Source organism: Xanthomonas sp. NCPPB 3218 (assembly GCF_056725185.1).
This window is the reverse complement of record NZ_CM161516.1, coordinates 4,693,349-4,711,409: the sequence shown is the minus strand read 5'-3', so window position 1 is coordinate 4,711,409 and position 18,061 is coordinate 4,693,349. Positions and strand designations below refer to the sequence as shown.

The 18,061-nt window shown below is 66.1% G+C and carries 14 protein-coding genes and 1 pseudogene; 8 read left to right on the top strand and 7 right to left on the bottom strand.

The window, feature by feature from the left end:
- Nucleotides 1–18 precede the first annotated feature (18 nt).
- Entirely contained in the window at nt 19–846 is an 828-nt protein-coding gene (locus AC1PLS_RS19830) for a ferredoxin--NADP reductase (RefSeq protein WP_184434871.1), read from the top strand.
- Nucleotides 847–1,108: 262 nt separating this feature from the next.
- On the opposite strand, the gene dmeF is transcribed toward AC1PLS_RS19830, so the two are convergent.
- Nucleotides 1,109–2,083 carry a CDF family Co(II)/Ni(II) efflux transporter DmeF gene (gene dmeF, locus AC1PLS_RS19825; protein WP_184434868.1) on the bottom strand — a complete coding sequence of 325 codons (975 nt, stop codon included), beginning with the start codon at nt 2,081–2,083 and terminating at the stop codon, nt 1,109–1,111.
- A 65-nt stretch (nt 2,084–2,148) separates the two neighbouring features.
- Between dmeF and AC1PLS_RS19820 the strand changes: the two genes are divergently transcribed.
- A complete protein-coding gene (locus tag AC1PLS_RS19820) occupies nt 2,149–2,421 on the top strand; it encodes a metal/formaldehyde-sensitive transcriptional repressor (protein WP_102582115.1) in 273 nt (90 codons plus the stop codon).
- 392 nt (nt 2,422–2,813) lie between these two features.
- Here the strand turns inward: AC1PLS_RS19820 and AC1PLS_RS19815 are convergent, their stop codons facing one another.
- Complete coding sequence (locus tag AC1PLS_RS19815; protein WP_184434865.1) at nt 2,814–4,379, bottom strand: GH39 family glycosyl hydrolase; 1,566 nt, start codon at nt 4,377–4,379, stop codon at nt 2,814–2,816.
- A gap of 328 nt (nt 4,380–4,707) precedes the next feature.
- Between AC1PLS_RS19815 and AC1PLS_RS19810 the strand changes: the two are divergent.
- The 5 genes and pseudogenes from AC1PLS_RS19810 to AC1PLS_RS19790 all read left to right on the top strand — a co-directional run bounded on the left by AC1PLS_RS19810 (nt 4,708) and on the right by AC1PLS_RS19790 (nt 9,104).
- Nucleotides 4,708–5,295 (top strand): annotated as a pseudogene (locus AC1PLS_RS19810) (hypothetical protein).
- Complete coding sequence (locus AC1PLS_RS19805; protein ID WP_016903655.1) at nt 5,292–5,492, top strand: helix-turn-helix transcriptional regulator; 201 nt, start codon at nt 5,292–5,294, stop codon at nt 5,490–5,492. The pseudogene AC1PLS_RS19810 and the gene AC1PLS_RS19805 overlap by 4 nt, the downstream one beginning before the upstream one ends.
- 60 nt (nt 5,493–5,552) lie before the next feature.
- Nucleotides 5,553–7,136, top strand: a complete 1,584-nt coding sequence (locus AC1PLS_RS19800; RefSeq protein WP_184434862.1) for an alpha/beta hydrolase — start codon at nt 5,553–5,555, stop codon at nt 7,134–7,136.
- A 31-nt stretch (nt 7,137–7,167) separates the two neighbouring features.
- Nucleotides 7,168–7,914 carry an ABC transporter ATP-binding protein gene (locus tag AC1PLS_RS19795; protein WP_024940732.1) on the top strand — a complete coding sequence of 249 codons (747 nt, stop codon included), beginning with the start codon at nt 7,168–7,170 and terminating at the stop codon, nt 7,912–7,914.
- Nucleotides 7,911–9,104 carry an ABC transporter permease gene (locus AC1PLS_RS19790; protein WP_102251113.1) on the top strand — a complete coding sequence of 398 codons (1,194 nt, stop codon included), beginning with the start codon at nt 7,911–7,913 and terminating at the stop codon, nt 9,102–9,104. The genes AC1PLS_RS19795 and AC1PLS_RS19790 overlap by 4 nt, the downstream gene beginning before the upstream one ends.
- 316 nt (nt 9,105–9,420) lie before the next feature.
- On the opposite strand, the gene AC1PLS_RS19785 is transcribed toward AC1PLS_RS19790, so the two are convergent.
- The 5 genes from AC1PLS_RS19785 to AC1PLS_RS19765 all read right to left on the bottom strand — a co-directional run bounded on the left by AC1PLS_RS19785 (nt 9,421) and on the right by AC1PLS_RS19765 (nt 17,047).
- Nucleotides 9,421–10,440 carry an energy transducer TonB gene (locus AC1PLS_RS19785; RefSeq protein WP_047127581.1) on the bottom strand — a complete coding sequence of 340 codons (1,020 nt, stop codon included), beginning with the start codon at nt 10,438–10,440 and terminating at the stop codon, nt 9,421–9,423.
- 132 nt (nt 10,441–10,572) lie between these two features.
- Nucleotides 10,573–12,138, bottom strand: coding sequence for a tryptophan halogenase family protein (locus AC1PLS_RS19780; RefSeq protein WP_184434856.1), 1,566 nt, complete (start codon nt 12,136–12,138; stop codon nt 10,573–10,575).
- A gap of 12 nt (nt 12,139–12,150) precedes the next feature.
- On the bottom strand, nt 12,151–13,164 hold the full coding sequence (locus AC1PLS_RS19775; protein ID WP_184434853.1) for a cupin-like domain-containing protein: 1,014 nt from the start codon (nt 13,162–13,164) through the stop codon (nt 12,151–12,153).
- Nucleotides 13,154–13,855, bottom strand: a complete 702-nt coding sequence (locus AC1PLS_RS19770; RefSeq protein WP_184434850.1) for a SapC family protein — start codon at nt 13,853–13,855, stop codon at nt 13,154–13,156. The genes AC1PLS_RS19775 and AC1PLS_RS19770 overlap by 11 nt, the downstream gene beginning before the upstream one ends.
- A gap of 177 nt (nt 13,856–14,032) precedes the next feature.
- Nucleotides 14,033–17,047 (bottom strand): TonB-dependent receptor, encoded by a 3,015-nt coding sequence (locus tag AC1PLS_RS19765; RefSeq protein ID WP_154832850.1) that lies wholly within the window; start codon nt 17,045–17,047, stop codon nt 14,033–14,035.
- 251 nt (nt 17,048–17,298) lie between these two features.
- On the opposite strand from AC1PLS_RS19765, the gene AC1PLS_RS19760 reads away from it, so the two are divergent.
- A complete protein-coding gene (locus AC1PLS_RS19760) occupies nt 17,299–17,988 on the top strand; it encodes a glutathione binding-like protein (RefSeq protein WP_104569620.1) in 690 nt (229 codons plus the stop codon).
- Nucleotides 17,989–18,061: the final 73 nt, after the last annotated feature.

Here is an 18,061-nt window from a genome sequence, read left to right as displayed (position 1 = left end):
GCGTGACGGCGCAGCGAGTTGCAGGCCGTTATTATAGAAGCCCGCGGGGGCAAGCCCCGATCACAGACTGTCCCAAATACGTTCGTGCCCGTTCAATTCCCCCTCAAGCTTGTCGACCGGCGCATGATTGCGCCCACCGTGGCCCACTGCCAGTTCCTGCGTGACGACGGGCAGCCGCTGGATTTCCAGCCCGGGCAGTTCATCCAGATCCATTTCGATGCCGCCGACGGTACGCCGACCAAGCGCAGCTATTCGCTGGCGACCATCCACGACCATGCGCTCGGACCGGGCGAGGCGGTGGATATCGCGGTGAGCTTCGTGCCCGGCGGCTCGGCCACCGCGCTGTTCGAAGGCCTGCAGATCGGCGACCAGTTGCAGGCCAGCGGGCCATACGGGCGCTTCTGCCTGCCGCCGGGCGACCACAACCGGCGTTATGTGCTGATCGCCACCGGCACCGGCGTCACCCCGTACCGCTCGATGCTGCCGCTGCTGGCCGAGGCGATCGCCACCCGTGGCGCGCAGGTGCTGCTGCTGCAGGGCGCACGTACGCCGGCCGAGCTGTTGTATGGCGACGACTTCCGCGCGTTTGCCGATGCGCACCCGCAGTTCCGCTATGTGCCGTGTTTTTCGCGCGAGCTGCCCGAGCAGCCGCATGCCGATGTGCGGCACGGTTACGTGCAGCAGCAGCTAGCCGAATGCGCGCCCGACGCGCAGGGCGATATCGCCTACCTGTGCGGCAACCCGGACATGGTGGACAGCTGCATCGAGGCGTTGAAGGCAGCCGGCCTGCCGAACGCGCAGATCCGCCGCGAGAAATACGTCAGCCCGGCTCCGGCGAAAACCTGAGCCAGTCGCGCGGTGCCGGGCTGGCTTGCTCGGTACCCGCCGATCGCGCCCGGTACGCGGGTCCCGACGCGTTCAAGGCCGCTCGACAGCATTGCGATGCTGTCCCGGGCATCCTCCCCGCCCACTGTGCGCTGCTGCAGTCGCATCCTGTGCTCCGGCGCGTGGTGCAACTGGAGCCACTGCTGCTCGGGCTGGCATTCTCGCTGACCGCTTCCGCGCTCACTACTGCAGGGGGCGCCGAATGCAGCGCGCCGCCGAATCGTCAGGCTGCAGCCCGCGTCGCTGGCGGGCGCTGCAGCTCGACGGTGATGTGCACCAGTTCTTCGTGGATCTGCAGGGCAGCGCGGACTAGGTCCGCATCGATGTCGGCCGCCGTGACCAGGCTGACGACGCAGGCATAACGATCGCTGCCCACGCGCCAGACATGCAGGTCGCCGATGTCGATGGCGTGCGGCAGCTCGGCGATGACCTGCTTCACTTCTTCCACCACCGGCGCATCCATTTCCGCATCCAGCAGCACGCGGCCGGTACTGCGCAGCAGCCCCCACGCCCACACGGTGACCAGCACCGCGCCGAGCATGCCCATGATCGGATCCAGCCAGGTCACGCCCCAGTACATGCCGGCGAGCAGCGCGACGATCGCCAGGACCGAGGTCGCCGCGTCGGCCACCACGTGCAGATACGCGGCACGCAAGTTGAGATCGGCATGCCCATCGTGGTGATGACCATGACCATGACCGTCATGCGCGTGGTCGTGGTGATGACCATGCGCATGGCCGTGCGAGTCGCGTAACCACCAGGCGCAGATCAGGTTGACCAGCAGGCCGATGACGGCAATGACGGTGGCTTCCTGGTACTGGATGGGCTTGGGCGAGAACAGCCGTTCCAGCGACTGGAACGCCATCAGGCCGGCCACGCCCAACAGCAGGATGGCGCTGGTATAGCCGCCCAGCACTTCGACCTTCCAGGTGCCGAAGCTGAAACGCAGGTCGTTGGCATTGCGCCGCGCGAAGCGGTAGGCAAACAGTGCCAGCCCCAGCGCCAGTGCGTGCGAGCTCATATGCCAGCCATCGGCGAGCAGGGCCATGGAATTGAGCGTCCAGCCGCCGACGATCTCCACCACCATCATGACCACGGTCAGGATGACGGCCTTGCGGGTGCTGCGCTCGGCAAGCGGGTTGGCGCTGGCGAATGTGTGCGACTGCGCGCAGTGCGGTGCGGCGTGCGTGATCGACATCGGAGGGGGCTCTGGCTACGATACCCCCCTAGGGTATCTCAGGTACCCCCGGGGGGTATACGGCAATGGCACATCTGAATCAGGACAAATCCAAACTGCTCGCCCGCGTGCGCAGGATCCGCGGGCAAGTGGAGGGGCTGGAGAAAGCCCTGGCGCAGGACGTGGACTGCACCGCGTTGCTGACGCAGGTGGCGGCGTTTCGTGGCGCTGCGCAGGGCTTGATGGTCGAGCTGCTCGGCGAGCACTTGAAGCACCACGTCGCGGCACCGGAGGCGCTGGGCGAGCGCGAGCTGGCGGTCGACGACATCACCGCCATTCTCAAGACCTATCTCAAGTAAGAGCGGTCATCAAAACGACCGCGCTCACCGTCAGATAGGCGCGGCCGGTGCTTGGAATGGGCGTGTACCACTCGTGCACTGCGGCTCCTGCGCGCTACGTTTTGTTTGCAGCTTCAAGTCCTGCACATCGGGTCCAAGCGATCCCGCCGATTCGATTTCAACCTTGTGCGCTGCGCGGGCTGAGCGACGGCCCAGCGCGCTGGACCTTGATGATGTCGTGCCTGCAATGTCCTGCGGCGATGCGCGCGACATGCCGCAGCGCACGCATGCCGCACCCGATGTCGCGAACGATGCACGGTCGGGACATCGCGCCGAACTGCGCGCATCGTTGCGCGCACGCAATCCACACCCAACGCCTCGCCTGATTGCAGGCGCAACGGCGTGCCGGGCGCTCAGCGTGCCGACGGCTCCAGCGTCATCAGCACCACATCGTTGCTGCGCATCGGCACGCGGATCTCCACCACGCCATCGGCGCCGACGCGCACGCGCCGGTCCTGCTCGGGCGTGTCGCGCGTGGCTTGCTGCAACTGCGCCAGCTGCCGCGGCGCCAGGTCCTTGGGCATGCCCATGTCGATGTACAGCGACAGCGGATCGTTGCGCCGGTAGCCGGTCTTGCGCACCTGCAGCCTGTAGTTGCCGGCCGGCACGTGCGCCAGGCGGAAGACCAGCGCTGCGCTGTCGGTGCTGGGCACCTGTTTGGTATAGAACGGGGTATTGCTCACCGCCTGCACCGGCTGCTGCCAATCCCAGGCCAGCGCGGCGATGCGCTGGCCATCCACCGCCGCAAATGCGTGCGCATCGCGCAGCGGAATATCGCGGCCCTTGAGCGCGTTCAAGTACTTGTAGGCAAACCACGCCGGCTTGCGGATGCCCTCGCGATTCATCAGCCCGAAGCCGCCGTGGAAGGGCGTGGGCGGCGGACCGGGTTCTTCGAACAGGTCGGTGTAGGTCCAGTAGCTCATGCCCTGCACCAGGCCTTGCACCTGCTTGAGCTTGGTCAGGATGTAGGGCGCGTTGATGTAGCTGTCGTGGACGAAATCGCGCGGCGTATAGCTGCTGCTCCACTCGGTGAAGTACAGCGGAAGATCCGGAAATGGCGAGGCCTGGATCTGCGCACGCACGCGGCGCACGTCGCCGACGATGGCATCCGGCGATGCCGACAGCTTGACGTCCTGCTTGCCATCTTCATCGAGAAAGCCGCCCTCCACGCCATAGGTATGCGTGGTGACGAAGTCGATCGGCAGTTTGTGCTTGGCAACGAAGGCCAGCAGTTCCGGCACCCAGTCCGCACCGGCGGTGGAGGGGCCACCGACGCGCAGCTGCGGATCGATCGCCTTGATCGTGCGCGCGGTGTTCGCATACAGGTCGAAGTAGGCCTGCTGGTCGGCGTTCTCCCAGAAATCCTTGAGGTTGGGCTCGTTCCACACCTCGAAATACCACTGCCGCACCTCGTCGGCACCGTAACGCGCACGGATGTGGCGCACGTACGCATCGATCAGCTGCGTCCACTTGGCCGGGTCCGGATGCGAGGTGTTGCCCTTCCAGTAGAAGAGCGTCTGTTCGGAGGTCTTCATCGCGGCGGGCGTAAAGCCCAATTCCACGAACGGACGGATGCGCTTGGCCAGCAGCGCATCGTAGAGCTGATCCAGTTTGGTCCAGTCGTAGACGAGCGTGCCGTCGACGTCTTTCACCGTGCCGAGCACGTCATGGAACACGTCGTGGAAGCGGATATAGCGAAACCCCAGCTCCTGCACCGCCGGAACCAGTTGCGCCTGGCTGTCGCTGCGGATCAAGGTGCCGGGAAAGTCCGAGCCGATCGACAGGTCGTAGAACCGGTCGACCGGCCCGGCGGCGCTGGCCAGATCCAGCTCGATCGTGCGAGGCGCCGCCTCCTGCGCCATGGCAGAGCTCGCCATGCAGCCGCTCAGTGCAATTGCCAACCAGATCTTCAGACGCATCACCGCTCCCGCCAATGTTCGATCGCGGAGCGTAACCCAGCTCCGGCCCGGTGCTGCGGACGGGCGTGCTTGGTCTTCCTGCTGCCAGCGTTGCGTGGCGATGGGCAGGGATTGCACGCGGTCGAGTGTGTAAAGGGTGCTTGACAGCCGGCCGCGCCCGGCGCATCGTGCCTGTCAAGTTGACTTGACAGGCGAAGGGAATGCGTCAGCAGCATCGGCAATGGGAGTGCATACCGGCGTGGTCGGCGCAGCGGTCGCTGCGCAGCGATACCGGGATGGAGGGCACTGACCTGCCAGTGCGTCCATCGGACCGCGCGAGGCAACGCGCATGACCCGCTGCAGACGCAATGCGCTACTGGCGCTCTGCCTGGGAGCCGGCCTGCTCGCCGTCAGCGCGCTCGGTCGTTGGCAACTGCTGCCGCTGAGTGCCCACCTTGCCGGGCTCTGTGCCGGCGCGGGCGTGTCCTGCCTGGTGCTGTCGCTGCTGCTCTTGCTGTCGCGCGGCAGCCTGCGCGACAGCACACGGCCGGCATTGGCGCGGCGCTAATACCGCGAATTCGGCGTGCCGATGGGCTTGTATGTGGTGGTGATGCTGTTCTGGAGATATTTGCTTGCGCATGTGGATCCGAGCTGGGCACGCGTGCTGATCGCCTTGTTGCCGGCCGTGCTGGTCGCCCTGGTGATCCGCGCGGTGGCGCGCTACGTGCGCGACTCGGACGAAATGCAGCGGCGCATCGAATTGGAGTCGATCGCCATTGCCGCCGGCCTGGTCAGCGGCGCGTACATGACCGGCGGGTTCCTGCAGGCCGCCGAGCTGATCGACATCCCCGCGACGGTGGCGATGTTGTGGGTATTTCCGATGTTGTGCGCCATCTACGGCATCACCAAAAGCATCAATGCCCGACGGTTCGAATGAATAGCCGGGTGCGCGAATTGCGCGAGGCCAGCGGCTGGTCACAGGGCGAGTTGGGCGAACGCCTGGGCGTATCGCGGCAGACCATCAATGCGCTGGAAACCGGCAAGTACGATCCCAGTCTGCCGTTGGCATTTCGCATCGCGCGTCTGTTCGGGGAATCGATCGAGCACGTCTTTCTTTACGAAGACGGGCAGTAGCCGCGCCGGTCACACCCGACCGGATGCGGCGTCAGGGGACAGGAACTATCAGGAGAGATGGTGAACATGGTGAAGCAACCCACACTGGTGGCGGCGCTGCTGATCGCATTGCTGGCAACCGGATGCCAGCCTGCGGACCAGCCGGCTGAAAACACGGCTGCCACGACCAAGACGGGCGCAGCCACGCCCGGCCTCGCGCAGCCGCAGACCGGCACCGCCGCAGGCAATCGTTACGGCACGCTGCAATTTGCACCGTGCACGCTGAGTTCCGGCAGCGCGGCCGGCAATATCGAGGCGCAATGCGCCAGCCTGCGCGTGCCGGAAAACCCGGCCGCGCCGACCGGGCGCAGCATCGATCTGAAGATCGCCTGGCTGGAAAGCGAGGCCGGCGCCGGCAGCACACCGGATCCGGTGTTCTTCATTGCCGGCGGGCCGGGACAATCGGCCACCCAGGTCGCCGCGATCGTGGACATGGGGCTGCATGAAGTCCGCAAGCGGCGCGACATCTTCCTGGTCGACCAGCGCGGCACCGGCGGTTCGCATCCGCTTGCGTGCCGCGATGCCGCCGGCAAGCCGCTCGTACTGGAAAACAGCAGCGCCGCCACCGCCGAGCAATTGACCGATTACGCACGCCAATGTGCACAAGGGCTACGCAACGATGCCGATCCGCGCTATTTCACCACCAGCGAGGCGATTGGCGATCTGGATGCGGTGCGCGCCGCACTGGGCGTGCAGACGCTCAACCTGATTGGCGGCTCCTACGGTACCCGGGTCGCACAGCACTATGCGGCGCGCTATCCGCAACACACACGCACGCTGGTGATCGATGGCGTGGCGCCGAACGATCTGGTGATCGGCGGCGAGTTCGCGCGCACGTTCGAAGATGCGATCGCGTTGCAGGCCACCCAATGCCGCAAGGACGCGGCATGCGCCAAACGCTTTCCGGTGGACACGCGCACGCAGCTACGGCAGGTGGTGGAGCGCTTGCGTCAGGCGCCGGTGGCGGTGGATTACCGCGACCCGCGCACCGGTGAGCTGCACCACGAGCAGGTGACGGCCGATACCGTGGTCGGCCTGGCGTTCGGGTTTTCGTATGTGCCGCAAACCGCCTCGTTGTTGCCGCTGGTGCTGGACGAGGCGGCGGCAGGGCGTTACGCCTCGCTGATGGCGTTGGCGCAGATGAGCGCCTCGGACATGTCCGACCAGATGAATCGCCCGATGCAATGGTCGGTGCTGTGCAGCGAAGACGCCGGCCGCTACACGCCGCCATCCGGCAAGGACGACACCTTGCTGGGAGCGGAAGTGGCGCAGATGTTCTTTGCGCCCTGCAAGGCCTGGCCGACCAAGCCGACCCCGGCTGCCGACGCCGCACCGTTCAAATCCAAACTGCCGGTGTTGTTGCTGTCGGGCGAGCTGGACCCGGTGACGCCGCCGCGCTATGCCGAGCGTGTGCTGCAGGGCCTGCCCAATGGCCGTCACCTGGTGGCGCCGGGGCAGGGCCACGGGGTGTTTCGACTGGGCTGCATGCCCAAGGTGCTGGGCCAGTTCCTGCAGACCGCCAATGCCAAGGCACTGGATGCGCAGTGCGTGGCCAGCCTCAACAATGTGCCCGCGTTTACCTCGTTCAACGGATGGGAACCATGAGCCGCACCGACCACGCCACGGAGGCGCACGCATGATCGTCGTCGACAAGCTGCACAAGTCGTTCAAGACCAAGACCGGGCTGGTGAAGGCGGTCGATGGGGTCAGTTTCAGTGCTGCCGATGGCCAGATCACCGGCCTGCTCGGTCCCAATGGCGCCGGCAAGACCACCACCTTGCGCATGCTCTACACGCTGATGTCGCCCGACCAGGGCAGCGTTACCGTGGATGGCGTGGATGCCGCCCGCGACCCGGTGACGGTGCGCCGCGCGCTGGGCGTGTTGCCGGATGCGCGCGGCGTCTACAAGCGGCTGACCGCGCGCGAGAACATCGCCTACTTCGGTGAGCTGCATGGCCTGTCGCGTGCGCGGATCGCCGAGCGCACGCGCCTGCTGTCGGCCGCGCTGGACATGGACGACATTCTCGACCGTCAGACCGAAGGCTTCAGCCAGGGCCAGCGCACCAAGACCGCGATTGCGCGCGCGCTGGTGCACGACCCGCGCAACGTCATCCTCGACGAGCCCACCAACGGGCTGGATGTGATGACCACGCGCGCCATGCGTGGCTTCCTGCAGCAACTGCGTGCCGAGGGGCGTTGCGTGATCTTTTCCAGCCACATCATGCAGGAGGTGGCGGCGCTGTGCGATCGCATCGTCATCGTCGCCAAGGGCACGGTGGTGGCCTGCGGCAGCGCCGACGAACTGCGCGCCAGCACCGGCGAAGACAATCTGGAAGACGCCTTCGTCAAGGCGATCGGCTCGGACGAGGGACTGCACGCATGAGCACCACATCGTTGTTGTCCACGCTATGGACGGTGCTGCGCAAGGAGTTGCGCGACATCGGCCGCGATCGCCGCACGCTCGCACTGGCCTTGCTGCTGTCGCCATTGCTGTATCCGGTGCTGATCCTGGGCATGGGCGCATTGAGCGAAAGCCGCGTGCGTACGCAGATCGACAAGCCGTTGGAGATCCCCATGCTCGGCCGCGAGAACGCGCCCAATCTGGTGCGGTTCCTGGCCGCGCAGGGGCTCAATGCGGTCGATGCGCCGGCCGATCTGACCGCCGCGATCCGCAATCAGGATGTGGATGTGGCACTGCGCATCAGCGACAGCTACGCCGACGATTGGCGCGCCGGGCGTCCCGCGCTGGTGGAGGTCATCAAGGACAGCACGCGGCGCGAGGCCGACGTGCCGAGCCTGCGCCTGCAGGCCGCACTCGGCAGCTATAGCCAGCAGGTGGGTGCACTGCGCCTGCTGGCGCGCGGCATCGATGCGCAGGTGGGCAGGCCGCTGGAAATCGCCGCGCAGGATCTGGCCACTGCCGACGCCAAGCGCGGGCAGATGATGGCGATGCTGCTGCCGGTGCTGCTGGTGATCACCTCGTTTCTGGGTGGCGCCTCGCTGATTCTGGATGCCACTGCCGGCGAGCGCGAACGCCAGTCGCTGGAACCCTTGCTGGCCACCCCGGCGCCGCGCAGTGCGATCGTCAGCGGCAAGATCGCCGCCGCCTGCGTGATCGGCATGGTGTCGCTGTTGCTGACCTTGCTGGCCTTCAAGTTGAGTGCGCAGCTGTCCACCTCGAACCTGGGCCGCCAGCTCAACGTCGGCTTCGTGCCGATGCTGCAGATGCTGTTCATCCTGGTGCCGATGCTGTTCATCGGCACCTCGCTGCTGACCTATCTGGCCGCCGCCGCCAAGAGCATGAAGGAAGCGCAGGGGCATATGACCTGGCTGTTGCTGCTGCCGATGCTGCCGGGCTATGCGCTGATGGCGTATCCGTTGAAGACGCAGCTCTGGCATTTCGCGGTGCCGTTTCTGGCGCAGAACCAGATGCTGCTCAAGGTGATCCGCCACGAGCAGATCAACGCGCAGACCTGGGCGGTGTATTTGCTGGCGGGCTTCGGTGTGGCGGCGGTGCTGTGGTACGCGGCAGTGCGGCGCTATCACCAGGAGCGGCTGGCGATTTCCGGCTGATGTTCCTTCTCCCCCTCGGGAGAAGCTGCCCGCAGGGCGGATGAGGCTAGGGGTCACCAGCAAACAAAAAGCCCGCAGCGATGCGGGCTTTTTGTTTGGTGCCCGACATTCGCCGGGAGTGCAGTGCATCGATCATCGGCAGCCATCAGCCATCAGCCATCAGCCATCAGCCAGCAATCAACAAACGATCGACCAATCAAGCGATCAACGACCAAGCAACCAAGCAACCAAGCAACCAAGCAATCAAGCAATCAAGCAAGCAACAGACTCACTCACTCAGCCGCATGCAGATGTACCCGATCGCCAAACGCCCAACTCAGCCGCCCGGGTTGAACGACAGCGTGCGCCGCGTGGTCACCGGTGCGGCCACAGGTTCGAAGCGCCAGCGTTTGACCGCATTGAGCGCTTCGCGGTCGAACACGCGCGGCGGGGTGGCGCGCAGCACGCGCGAGGCGGTGATCGAACCGTCGGTGCCGACGGTGATCTCCACCAGCACTTCGCCGGAGGTGCCGGCGCGCAGCGCCTCGGGGGGATAACGCGGTGCCGGGGTGCTGATCGGGCGCAGCGACTGCGCGGCCGGTGCAGCTGCGGCAGTCGCCGGGGCCGGACGCGGGGCAGCCGGAGTTGGAGCCGGCGTCGGGGTCTCGGCCTGACGGCGCGCGGCGGCCTGGCGTTCGGCCTCGGCGCTCTGCTGGCGGGCGGCTTCCTGTTGCGCGGCGATCTGCTGCGCAGCGGCCGCCTCGCGGGTCTGCTGCTCGGCCAGACGCTTCTGCTCGGCCGCCTGCTTGGCCTTGTCTTCGACCAGCTTCTTGGCCTGCTCGGCATCCTGCTCGGAGCGGCTGGCGGCGGTCTTCATGCCGGTCTCCAGGCCGCTCTTTAGCCGCGGCAGTGCCGGTGCCTTGGGGTCGACCTTTTCGATCAACGCGATCAGGCGCTGCGCCTCGGGGAATTCTTCGCGGCTGATGCCCTGTTCGGCGGCGATCAGCGTGTACGGCAGCAGGTCGGTCAGCGCGCTGTTGACGGTGGCGTCCTGCGGCTGCTTTTCACGCAAGGCCAGGTAGTACTCCACCGCGTTGTCGCCGGCCGGGGCGTACATGCGATTGTCCTGCAAGGCCTTGGTGGCCGATGCGCGCAACTGGTCGGCGGCCATCGATTGCACCTGCGGCGACACTGCGGTGGCCGGCGTCGGCGCGGCGGCCGGTGCCGCAGGCGTGGCGCCGGTGGCAGGCGCGGTGGCGGCGGCCTTGTCGTCCTGCTTGGAGCAGGCGGCCAGGCCGACCAACAAAATGACCGGCGCGATCCGGCGTGCCATACGGCCCTGTGTCAGATCCAACATGCGTCCCCCTTACCCCGATTGCGAAAGATGCTGCGGCGAGGCCGGCCATTGTTCCCGCAATGGACGGCAAAGCGGCAATCTAGCATTGCTGGGGCGGTCTAAGCCAAGGGGAGCGCCTGCCGGGCGCGAAATTCATCGCACTCCGGTTGCAAGTGCGGCGTCGGCCGGCAGCCGCGTGGCCGGCTCGGGCAGCGGCGGCGCAGGGCAGTAGCGGCGCAGGAAGTCCGCATGCGCAGGCAGCCGCGCCAATGCGGCATCGACCCGCGTGCGGATGGTTTCCAGGAAATGACGAAGCTCGGCATCGCCCATCAGGTCGGCCACCGGGTGGTGGTGCTTCGGCGTGATGCCCTGGCCCAGCATCACCTGCACCCAGGAATTTTCTGCAAACAGCTCGTTGGCCTGGTGGAACACCCGCCCGCTCTGGCGGAACAACTCCACCCGGTGACGCAGCGTGTCGGGGATGTCCATCGCCGCGCAATCGCGCCAGAACGGCGTGTCGCGGCGGTCGGTGGCGTGGTAGTGCAGGATCACGAAATCGCGGATATGGGTGATTTCGGCGGCGGCCTGGCGGTTGTATTCGGCGATGTCGACATCGTTGATGACCTGCGGAAAGGTCTGCATCAGCCGGATGATGCCGCGCTGGATCAGATGGATGTTGGTCGATTCCAACGGCTCCAGGAAGCCGCTGGCCAGCCCCAGCGCCACGCAGTTCTTTTCCCAGACCCGATGCCGCTGATTGGGCGTGAAGCGCAGTGCGCGCGGCTGGGTTAGTGCGCGGCCGCTGAGATTGCGCTGCAGTACCTGCGCGGCGCTGTCCTGATCCATGTAGCGGCTGGAGTACACGATGCCGTTGCCGACGCGGTGCTGCAGCGGAATGCGCCACATCCAGCCCGCCTGATCGGCGCGCGAGCGGGTGTAGGGCACCGGCGCGCCGACCGATTCGGTCTGCACCGCCAGCGCGCTGTCGGCGAACAGCCACTGCGACCAGTCGTCCGTGCCCACACCCAGCACCTTGCCGATCAGAAGACCGGCAAAGCCGGTGCAATCCAGGAACAGATCGCCTTCCACCCGCGTGCCGTCGTCCAGCGTCAGCGCGGTGAGATAGCCGCTGTGCGCGTGGGTCTCCACGCTGCCGATGCGGCCTTCGATGCGCTGCACGCCGAAGCCTTCGCAGAAGCGGCGCAGGAAGCGCGCGTACAGGCCGGCATCCAGGTGGTAGGCGTAATTCATGCCGCCATTGGGCAGATGCGCAAAGCGGCCTTCCTGCGCGGCACGCAGTTCCAGGCAGTAGTCGCCGAAGTCGCGCGCCAGGCCACGCTGCCGGCCCTTCAACCAGAAATGCTGGAAGCCCGCGCTCCAGTGATCGGTGCCGGTGTGGCCGAAGGAGTGGATGTAATGCCGGTCCACATCGCGCCAGTGTTCGAAGCCGATGCCCAGCTTGATGGTGGCCTGCGTGGCGGCCATGAACGCGGCCTCGTCGATCTCCAGCAGGCGGTGAAAGGTGACCAGGCTGGGAATGGTGGCTTCGCCCACGCCCACCGTACCGATCTCGTCCGATTCCACCAGGGTGATCTGCAGGTGCCGGCCCAGCACTTTGGATAACGCGGCGGCGGCCATCCAGCCGGCGGTGCCGCCACCGGCGATGACGACGCGGCGTACCGGGCGCTGTTGTGGGTCGGAAGGGGCGGTGTCGGTCATGGCGTCAGATCCTCAGCGATTCAGGCGTTGCAGCAACCGCGCGCGCAGGCTGCGGGCACGGGCCTCGTCCATCGGCGCCAGGACGCCGCGCGCAGACTCCGGCATGTGTGCGGCGGTGTCCGCATCGGCATCGAACACGTAATGGTCGAACACGTCCTGCCAGATCGCGCGTTGTTCCGCTGGCAGGTCGCGGAGGGTGAGCAGCGCCAGCATCAGCGCGTTCATCGGCGAATCCATGTAGGCCGGGCTCTGCCGCCACCAGAAATTCACCAGCACGTTGAACGGCGTCAGCGCTTCGACGTGATGCCACCACATGCTGGGAATGAACAATGCATCGCCCGGTTCCAGCTCGGCCACCAGCGCGTGTTCCAGCGCCTGCGCATAGCGTGGAAAGCGCTGCAGGTCCGGCGCGGCGATATCCACCAGGCTGACCGGCTGACCGGCCGGGGTGAGATCGAGTGGGCCGATATACAGATTGGCCAGTTGCTGCGGCGGAAACAGGGTAAAGCGGCGGCGCCCGGCGACCACGCAGGCCAGGTTGTCGGGCAGGTCCTGATGGGCGGCGATGCGGGTGCGGTTGCCGATCCAGATACTGGCCAGCGGCTCGCGCTGCGGCAGCGCGATCGGGTTGTGCGCGCGCAGGCCGGGCAGGTAGGTGTCCAGCGTGGTGGAGCCGACGTAGATCGCCGGTGGCTGCGGGTTGTGCAGATCGCGCAACAAGGTCTCCAGCACCACGCCCAGTGGCACGCGCTCGGGACGGAAATTGAAGCCGCTCATGTCCGCGTTGTAGAAGAAGCGCCCGCCGATGTCCGGCGGGCCGACCTGTGCCACCACCGCTTCACCGCGATCGAAACCGCGCAGGTAGGCCGCCGCCGCCTGCGCCGAGGTGGCGCCGGCCTGCGCCAGTGGCCAGTCGCGCACCAGCCCGCGCAACACCAACGGCGTTGTCGAGCGCAGCACGGCCGGCTCCAGCTGCTGCGGGTCCAGTCCGTGCCGTTCTTCGATGGCGCGCGGCTCAGCCAGCATGACGGCGCTGCATGCGGTCGAGCAGATGGCGGAACTGCGCGATCGAGGCCACCGCCATGTACAGCGGTTCCAGATCGCCGTGCCGGTGCAGATTGAGCAGGGCCGCATCGTCGAGTGCGCGCAGGCGTTCCTCGTGCACGGCATAGAGCCCGGTCAGACGGCATTCCAGGCCGTTCTGCAGCGTGGCCTCGAACACAAACGGTTCGAGCAAGTCGTAGCCAAGCAAGCGGTCGACGAACGCCTCGCTCGCGGCCAGGCCATCGTGCAAGGTGCGCAACACCTGGCTGATGTGGTCGAGAAATTCGGTGGTACCGCCGTGTTCGCGAAACAGCACCTCGCCTTCGCTGCGGCTGATGCGCGGGCTGTCCAGGTCCACGTGCACCATCGGCCCGTCCGCCTGTTCGCCGATCAAAAACGGTTGCCGCTGGATCGCCAGCGGCACGTACGGCGCATCCCAGCGCGCGCCGTCCAGGAACAGGTTCTCGCCCAGGCGTAATCCCAGCAATGCCAGCGGCTGAAAACTGCGCTCGCCGCTGCGATGGAACACGATCGGGTACTGCGCCTGCAGTTGGCGGAACTCCTGCGGAAAGGTCGCGGCCGACATCACGTCGTCGCCGTAGGCGGCGCCGTGCGTGGTGATCACGCGCAGGTCGCGGTGATCGAGATTGTTCAACAACACGGCATTGGTCATGGGGGGGAAGACACATCACGCGGGGCGCGTGGCCCATGCTTGGACAGTTGCTTCGGCATGGCAAGTCCCGGATGCGACACATCCGGGAAACGCCACGAGAGCGCCGTGCGAAACGCCCCGGCAGACTCGCTGCCGGGAGCGCTTAAAAGAACATCACTGCATGACCAACGCGCTGCATCACCAGAACTTGTAACGCACGCCCAGCATGTAGCGCGGGCCGGTCTGGGTGGCGTAGATGATCTGGTTCGGGTGACGGCCGTGCTGGCGCTGCACCTCGTCGGTGAGGTTGATCGCCTCCAGGCTCAGCGACAGGTTCTCGGTCCACTGGTAGCCGATGCTCAGGTCCAGCTGGCCATAGGCTTCGGTGTAGACCGGGTTGGGCTGGCCGCTGCCGTCGAAACGTGCAGCCAGGAACTCGTCGCGCCAGTTGTAGGCCGCACGCACCTGCCACTTGTCCCTGTCGTAGAAGCCGACCACGTTGGCCGAATCGCTCAGCCCTTCCAGCGCGAACTGCTCGCCGATCACGTAGTTGTCGTAAGTCAGGCCGGAGTCGACCTTGGTGTAGTTGGCCGACACGCCGAAGCCGCTGTCGCCGAACATGTGCTGCAGGTTGAATTCCCAGCCGTCCAGCGAGGCCGAGCGCTGGTTGGCCGGCGCGGTGATGGCGAAGTTGGCCACCGGATCGCCCGGCTGCCCGCTGATCACGCCGGTGGCGTTGCCGTTGGAATCGTCCTGCCCGCGTACCACGCCGGGCGCACCGCCGCGGTTGCGGAAGATGTAGTTGCGGATGCAGGTCAGGTCGGCCGAGGCGCAGCCGTTGCCCAGCGCTTCGTTCCAGTACGCACCACCCACCGGCGTGTTCAGCCCCAGCGAGGAGTCGTTGCGCGTGGTCACACCGATGTAGTTGTCGATGTTCTTGCGGAAGAAGCCCACCGAGGCGTAGCTGGCATCGCTGTAGTACCACTCCAGCGAAAAATCGATGTTGTGCGAAAGCAGTGGCTTCAGGCCGGGATTGCCTTCCTGGCCGGTGCCGCCTTCCAGGCGCGCGATCTGGTTGAGCGTCTGCCCGCCCTGGATATCGCCCCAGCCGGGCCGGCCGATGGTTTCGCCGTAGCTGCCGCGCAGCACCAGATCCTCGGTGAGCTTGAAGCTCAGGTCCAGGCTGGGCAGCCAGTATTCGTATTTGCCGCTGCCGCTGGCGAACGCCGAGTCGGCCAGGCGGATCGGCAACTCGTTGTTGGCGACCCAGTCGATGCCCACCGCCACCGGCACCAGTGCCTGCGCCTCCACCTTGGTTTCTTCGTAGCGCACACCGGCGGCCAGGCTGATCGGCACGCGCAGATCGTCCCAGCTGTTGTTCCACTGCAGGTAGGCGTTCTTGGATTTTTCGGTCACGCGGCGGTCGGTGGTGAACACCGGCGAGGTGCGGTACAGCGCATCGTCGCCGGCCACCTGCGCGGCCGCCTGGCGGGCACGTTCGAAGTCGAACAGGAACAGCTGGTTGAACTGCGCCGGATTGCCGCTGCCGTCGATCGCATCGAAATACTGCGCAAACGAACTAGGAATCCACAGATCGTCCGGATAATCGGCCGCGGTGCCGGCACCGCCCCAGGTGTCGCGCTGCACGTTGGAGAACGCCGAGCGGTTCTTGACCTCGGTGCTGCCGATACCGAACTTCAACTGCGAATAATTTTCGAAGGTGAAGTCGCCGTTGACCTGGGCCTGGTCGATCTCCGACTTCATGTAGCTGTTGCGGAACGCCGAGCCGGTGACCAAGGTGCGCGACGGATCCAGCCCGGTCAGGCCGAAGCCCAGCTGCTGCTGCAACACCGGGAAATCCTTGCTGAAATCCACTACCGAGGTGCCGCGGTAGAAACCGGACACGCCCAGCGAATTGCTGGAACCGAACGGGCTGTCCGCACCGGCTTCTGCGGTGGAGCGGTGGATGTCGAAGTTGAGCTTGAACTGGTCATTCACCGCCCAATCCACGTTGAAGCCCAGCGACTTGTTCTGGTTGCGCGTGGCCGCATTGGAGCCGGCGGTGGCCAGATCGCTGGTGGCCGGATTGACGATTTCCGAATAGGTCACCGGCCCGGCGACCGGGCCATTGGTCCAGGCGCTGGCCGACGGCCCATAGTTGAACCACACCGACATCTCGTTGCGCTGCTGCTGGATCTTGTTTTCCGAATAGGTGTAATCCAGCGTCGTGGTGACGTTGTCCAGCGGCTTGTACTGCAGCGTCAACTGGCCGTTGGTGCGCTGGCGCTCGACGCCGACCACGCGGTAGTTGAGGTTCTGCGGCACCGAATAGATGTCATTCGGGCCGGGGCGGTTGACGATGTTTTCCGAGCCCGGTGTACCCGGCTGCGGGATGGTGCCGTAGGCGGTGGAATCGCCGCGGAACGAACGCCAGCCGTTGGGCACGCCGACCTGGCTATAGCCGAAGTCGCGTTCCTGGTAGCTGCCGCTCAGCGATACGCCGAAGCGTCCATCGGCCGAGGTGTTGCTGAAGATGCCGGAGATTTCCGGGGTCAGCGCATCGCCCTGCAGGCGTCCGGGCAGATTCTCGTTGGAGCTGTCGTGCACGCCCTTGAGGCCGACGTTGGCATGCAGGCCCGGGTTGTCCAGCGGCCGGCTGGTCTTGATGTTGATGGTCGCACCGATGCCGCCGGTGGGCGTGCTGGCGCGGCTGGTCTTGAACACCTCGATGCCGGAGATCGACTCCGACGCCAGGTTGGCGAAGTCGAACGCGCGCGAATTGGAGGCGTTGGATTCCTCGATGCTGGCGCCCGGCATCTGCCGGCCGTTCAACAGCACCAGGTTGAAGTCCGGGCCGACGCCGCGCACGGTGACGCGCGAGCCTTCGCCCAGCGAACGGTCGATCGACACGCCGCTGATACGTTGCAGCGACTCGGCCAGATTGGTATCGGGGAACTTGCCGATGTCTTCGGCCACGATGCCGTCAACGATGCCTTGCGCATCGCGCTTGACGTTCATCGACGAGGTGAGGCTGCCGCGAATACCGGTGACCTGCACCGCATCGAGCGTGGCGGGATCGGCCTGGCTCGCGCCGGGGACGGTGGATGCGGACTGCGGTGCCGGCGCGGTCTGCGCGGCCAGCGGCGTCGACAGGGCAAACAGCAGGGCAGACGTCAGACGCCGCGTGCGCGGCAGGGTGCGTGGCTCTCTCACGATGATTTCTTCCCCAAATGAAGATAGCCGGCCCCAGGCGGGGCAGGCAAAGGTCGATGACACAATCGTGCATTTGTGAGCGCAGGCTTAACCAAGTCAACTTGCACTGCAGCATCGGCCACGAGCCAATCGCGTCACACATCGTTCCAGCCAGCACCACCGCACGCGCACGCGCCGGTAGCGGGCTTGGTCGTACCATCGATCGCCAAGGCGCGCGCTGCGTGCCACCCCCTGCCGAACTGGAGCGCACGATGATCGACCTGTACTACTGGCCCACCCCCAATGGCCACAAGGTCACCTTGTTCCTGGAAGAGGCCGGGCTGGACTACACGCTCAAGCCGGTCAACATCGGCAAGGGTGAGCAGTTCGAGCCGGCCTTCCTGCAGATTTCGCCCAACAACAAGATGCCGGCGATCGTCGACCACGCACCGGCCGACGGCGGCCCGGCGCAGAGCGTGTTCGAATCCGGCGCCATCCTGCTGTATCTGGCCGAGAAGACCAGCCGCTTCCTGCCGCGCGATGCGCGTGGCCGCATCGCCGCGCTGGAATGGCTGTTCTGGCAGATGGGTGGGCTGGGGCCGATGAGCGGCCAGATGGGCCACTTCAACGTCTACGCGCCGGAAAAGATTCTCTACGCGATCGAACGCTACAACGCCGAGGTGCGTCGCCTGCATGGCGTGCTCGACAAGCGCCTGGCCGAGCAGGCATTCCTGGCCGGCCCCGAGTACGGCATCGCCGACATGGCCAGCTATCCGTGGATCGAGGTCTACGCCGACATCCGCCCCGATTACGCCGAGTTCCCGCACCTGAAGCGCTGGCACGACGCCATCGCCGCGCGCCCGGCCACGCAACGTGCGTATGCGCTCAAGGAGCAGGTCAACCCCAACGCCGGCAAGCCGCTGAGCGAGGAAGAGCGCAAGCATCTGTTCGGCAAACGCTGAGGGCGCAGTAACAACAGCGCGGCACGCACGGCAGTTCCACCCGGCGCCCGAGTTCCTCTCCCCCGGGAGAGGG

Excerpts from the sequence above, each read along its gene's own strand:
- dmeF (WP_184434868.1), bottom strand. The coding sequence starts at position 2,083 with ATGTCGATCACGCACGCCGCACCGCACTGCGCGCAGTCGCACACATTC.
- AC1PLS_RS19775 (WP_184434853.1), bottom strand. The coding sequence starts at position 13,164 with ATGCTGGCTGAGCCGCGCGCCATCGAAGAACGGCACGGACTGGACCCG.
- AC1PLS_RS19785 (WP_047127581.1), bottom strand. The coding sequence starts at position 10,440 with ATGTTGGATCTGACACAGGGCCGTATGGCACGCCGGATCGCGCCGGTC.
- AC1PLS_RS19790 (WP_102251113.1), top strand. The coding sequence starts at position 7,911 with ATGAGCACCACATCGTTGTTGTCCACGCTATGGACGGTGCTGCGCAAG.
- AC1PLS_RS19770 (WP_184434850.1), bottom strand. The coding sequence starts at position 13,855 with ATGACCAATGCCGTGTTGTTGAACAATCTCGATCACCGCGACCTGCGC.
- AC1PLS_RS19815 (WP_184434865.1), bottom strand. The coding sequence starts at position 4,379 with ATGCGTCTGAAGATCTGGTTGGCAATTGCACTGAGCGGCTGCATGGCG.
- AC1PLS_RS19780 (WP_184434856.1), bottom strand. The coding sequence starts at position 12,138 with ATGACCGACACCGCCCCTTCCGACCCACAACAGCGCCCGGTACGCCGC.
- AC1PLS_RS19820 (WP_102582115.1), top strand. The coding sequence starts at position 2,149 with ATGGCACATCTGAATCAGGACAAATCCAAACTGCTCGCCCGCGTGCGC.
- AC1PLS_RS19760 (WP_104569620.1), top strand. The coding sequence starts at position 17,299 with ATGATCGACCTGTACTACTGGCCCACCCCCAATGGCCACAAGGTCACC.
- AC1PLS_RS19805 (WP_016903655.1), top strand. The coding sequence starts at position 5,292 with ATGAATAGCCGGGTGCGCGAATTGCGCGAGGCCAGCGGCTGGTCACAG.
- AC1PLS_RS19795 (WP_024940732.1), top strand. The coding sequence starts at position 7,168 with ATGATCGTCGTCGACAAGCTGCACAAGTCGTTCAAGACCAAGACCGGG.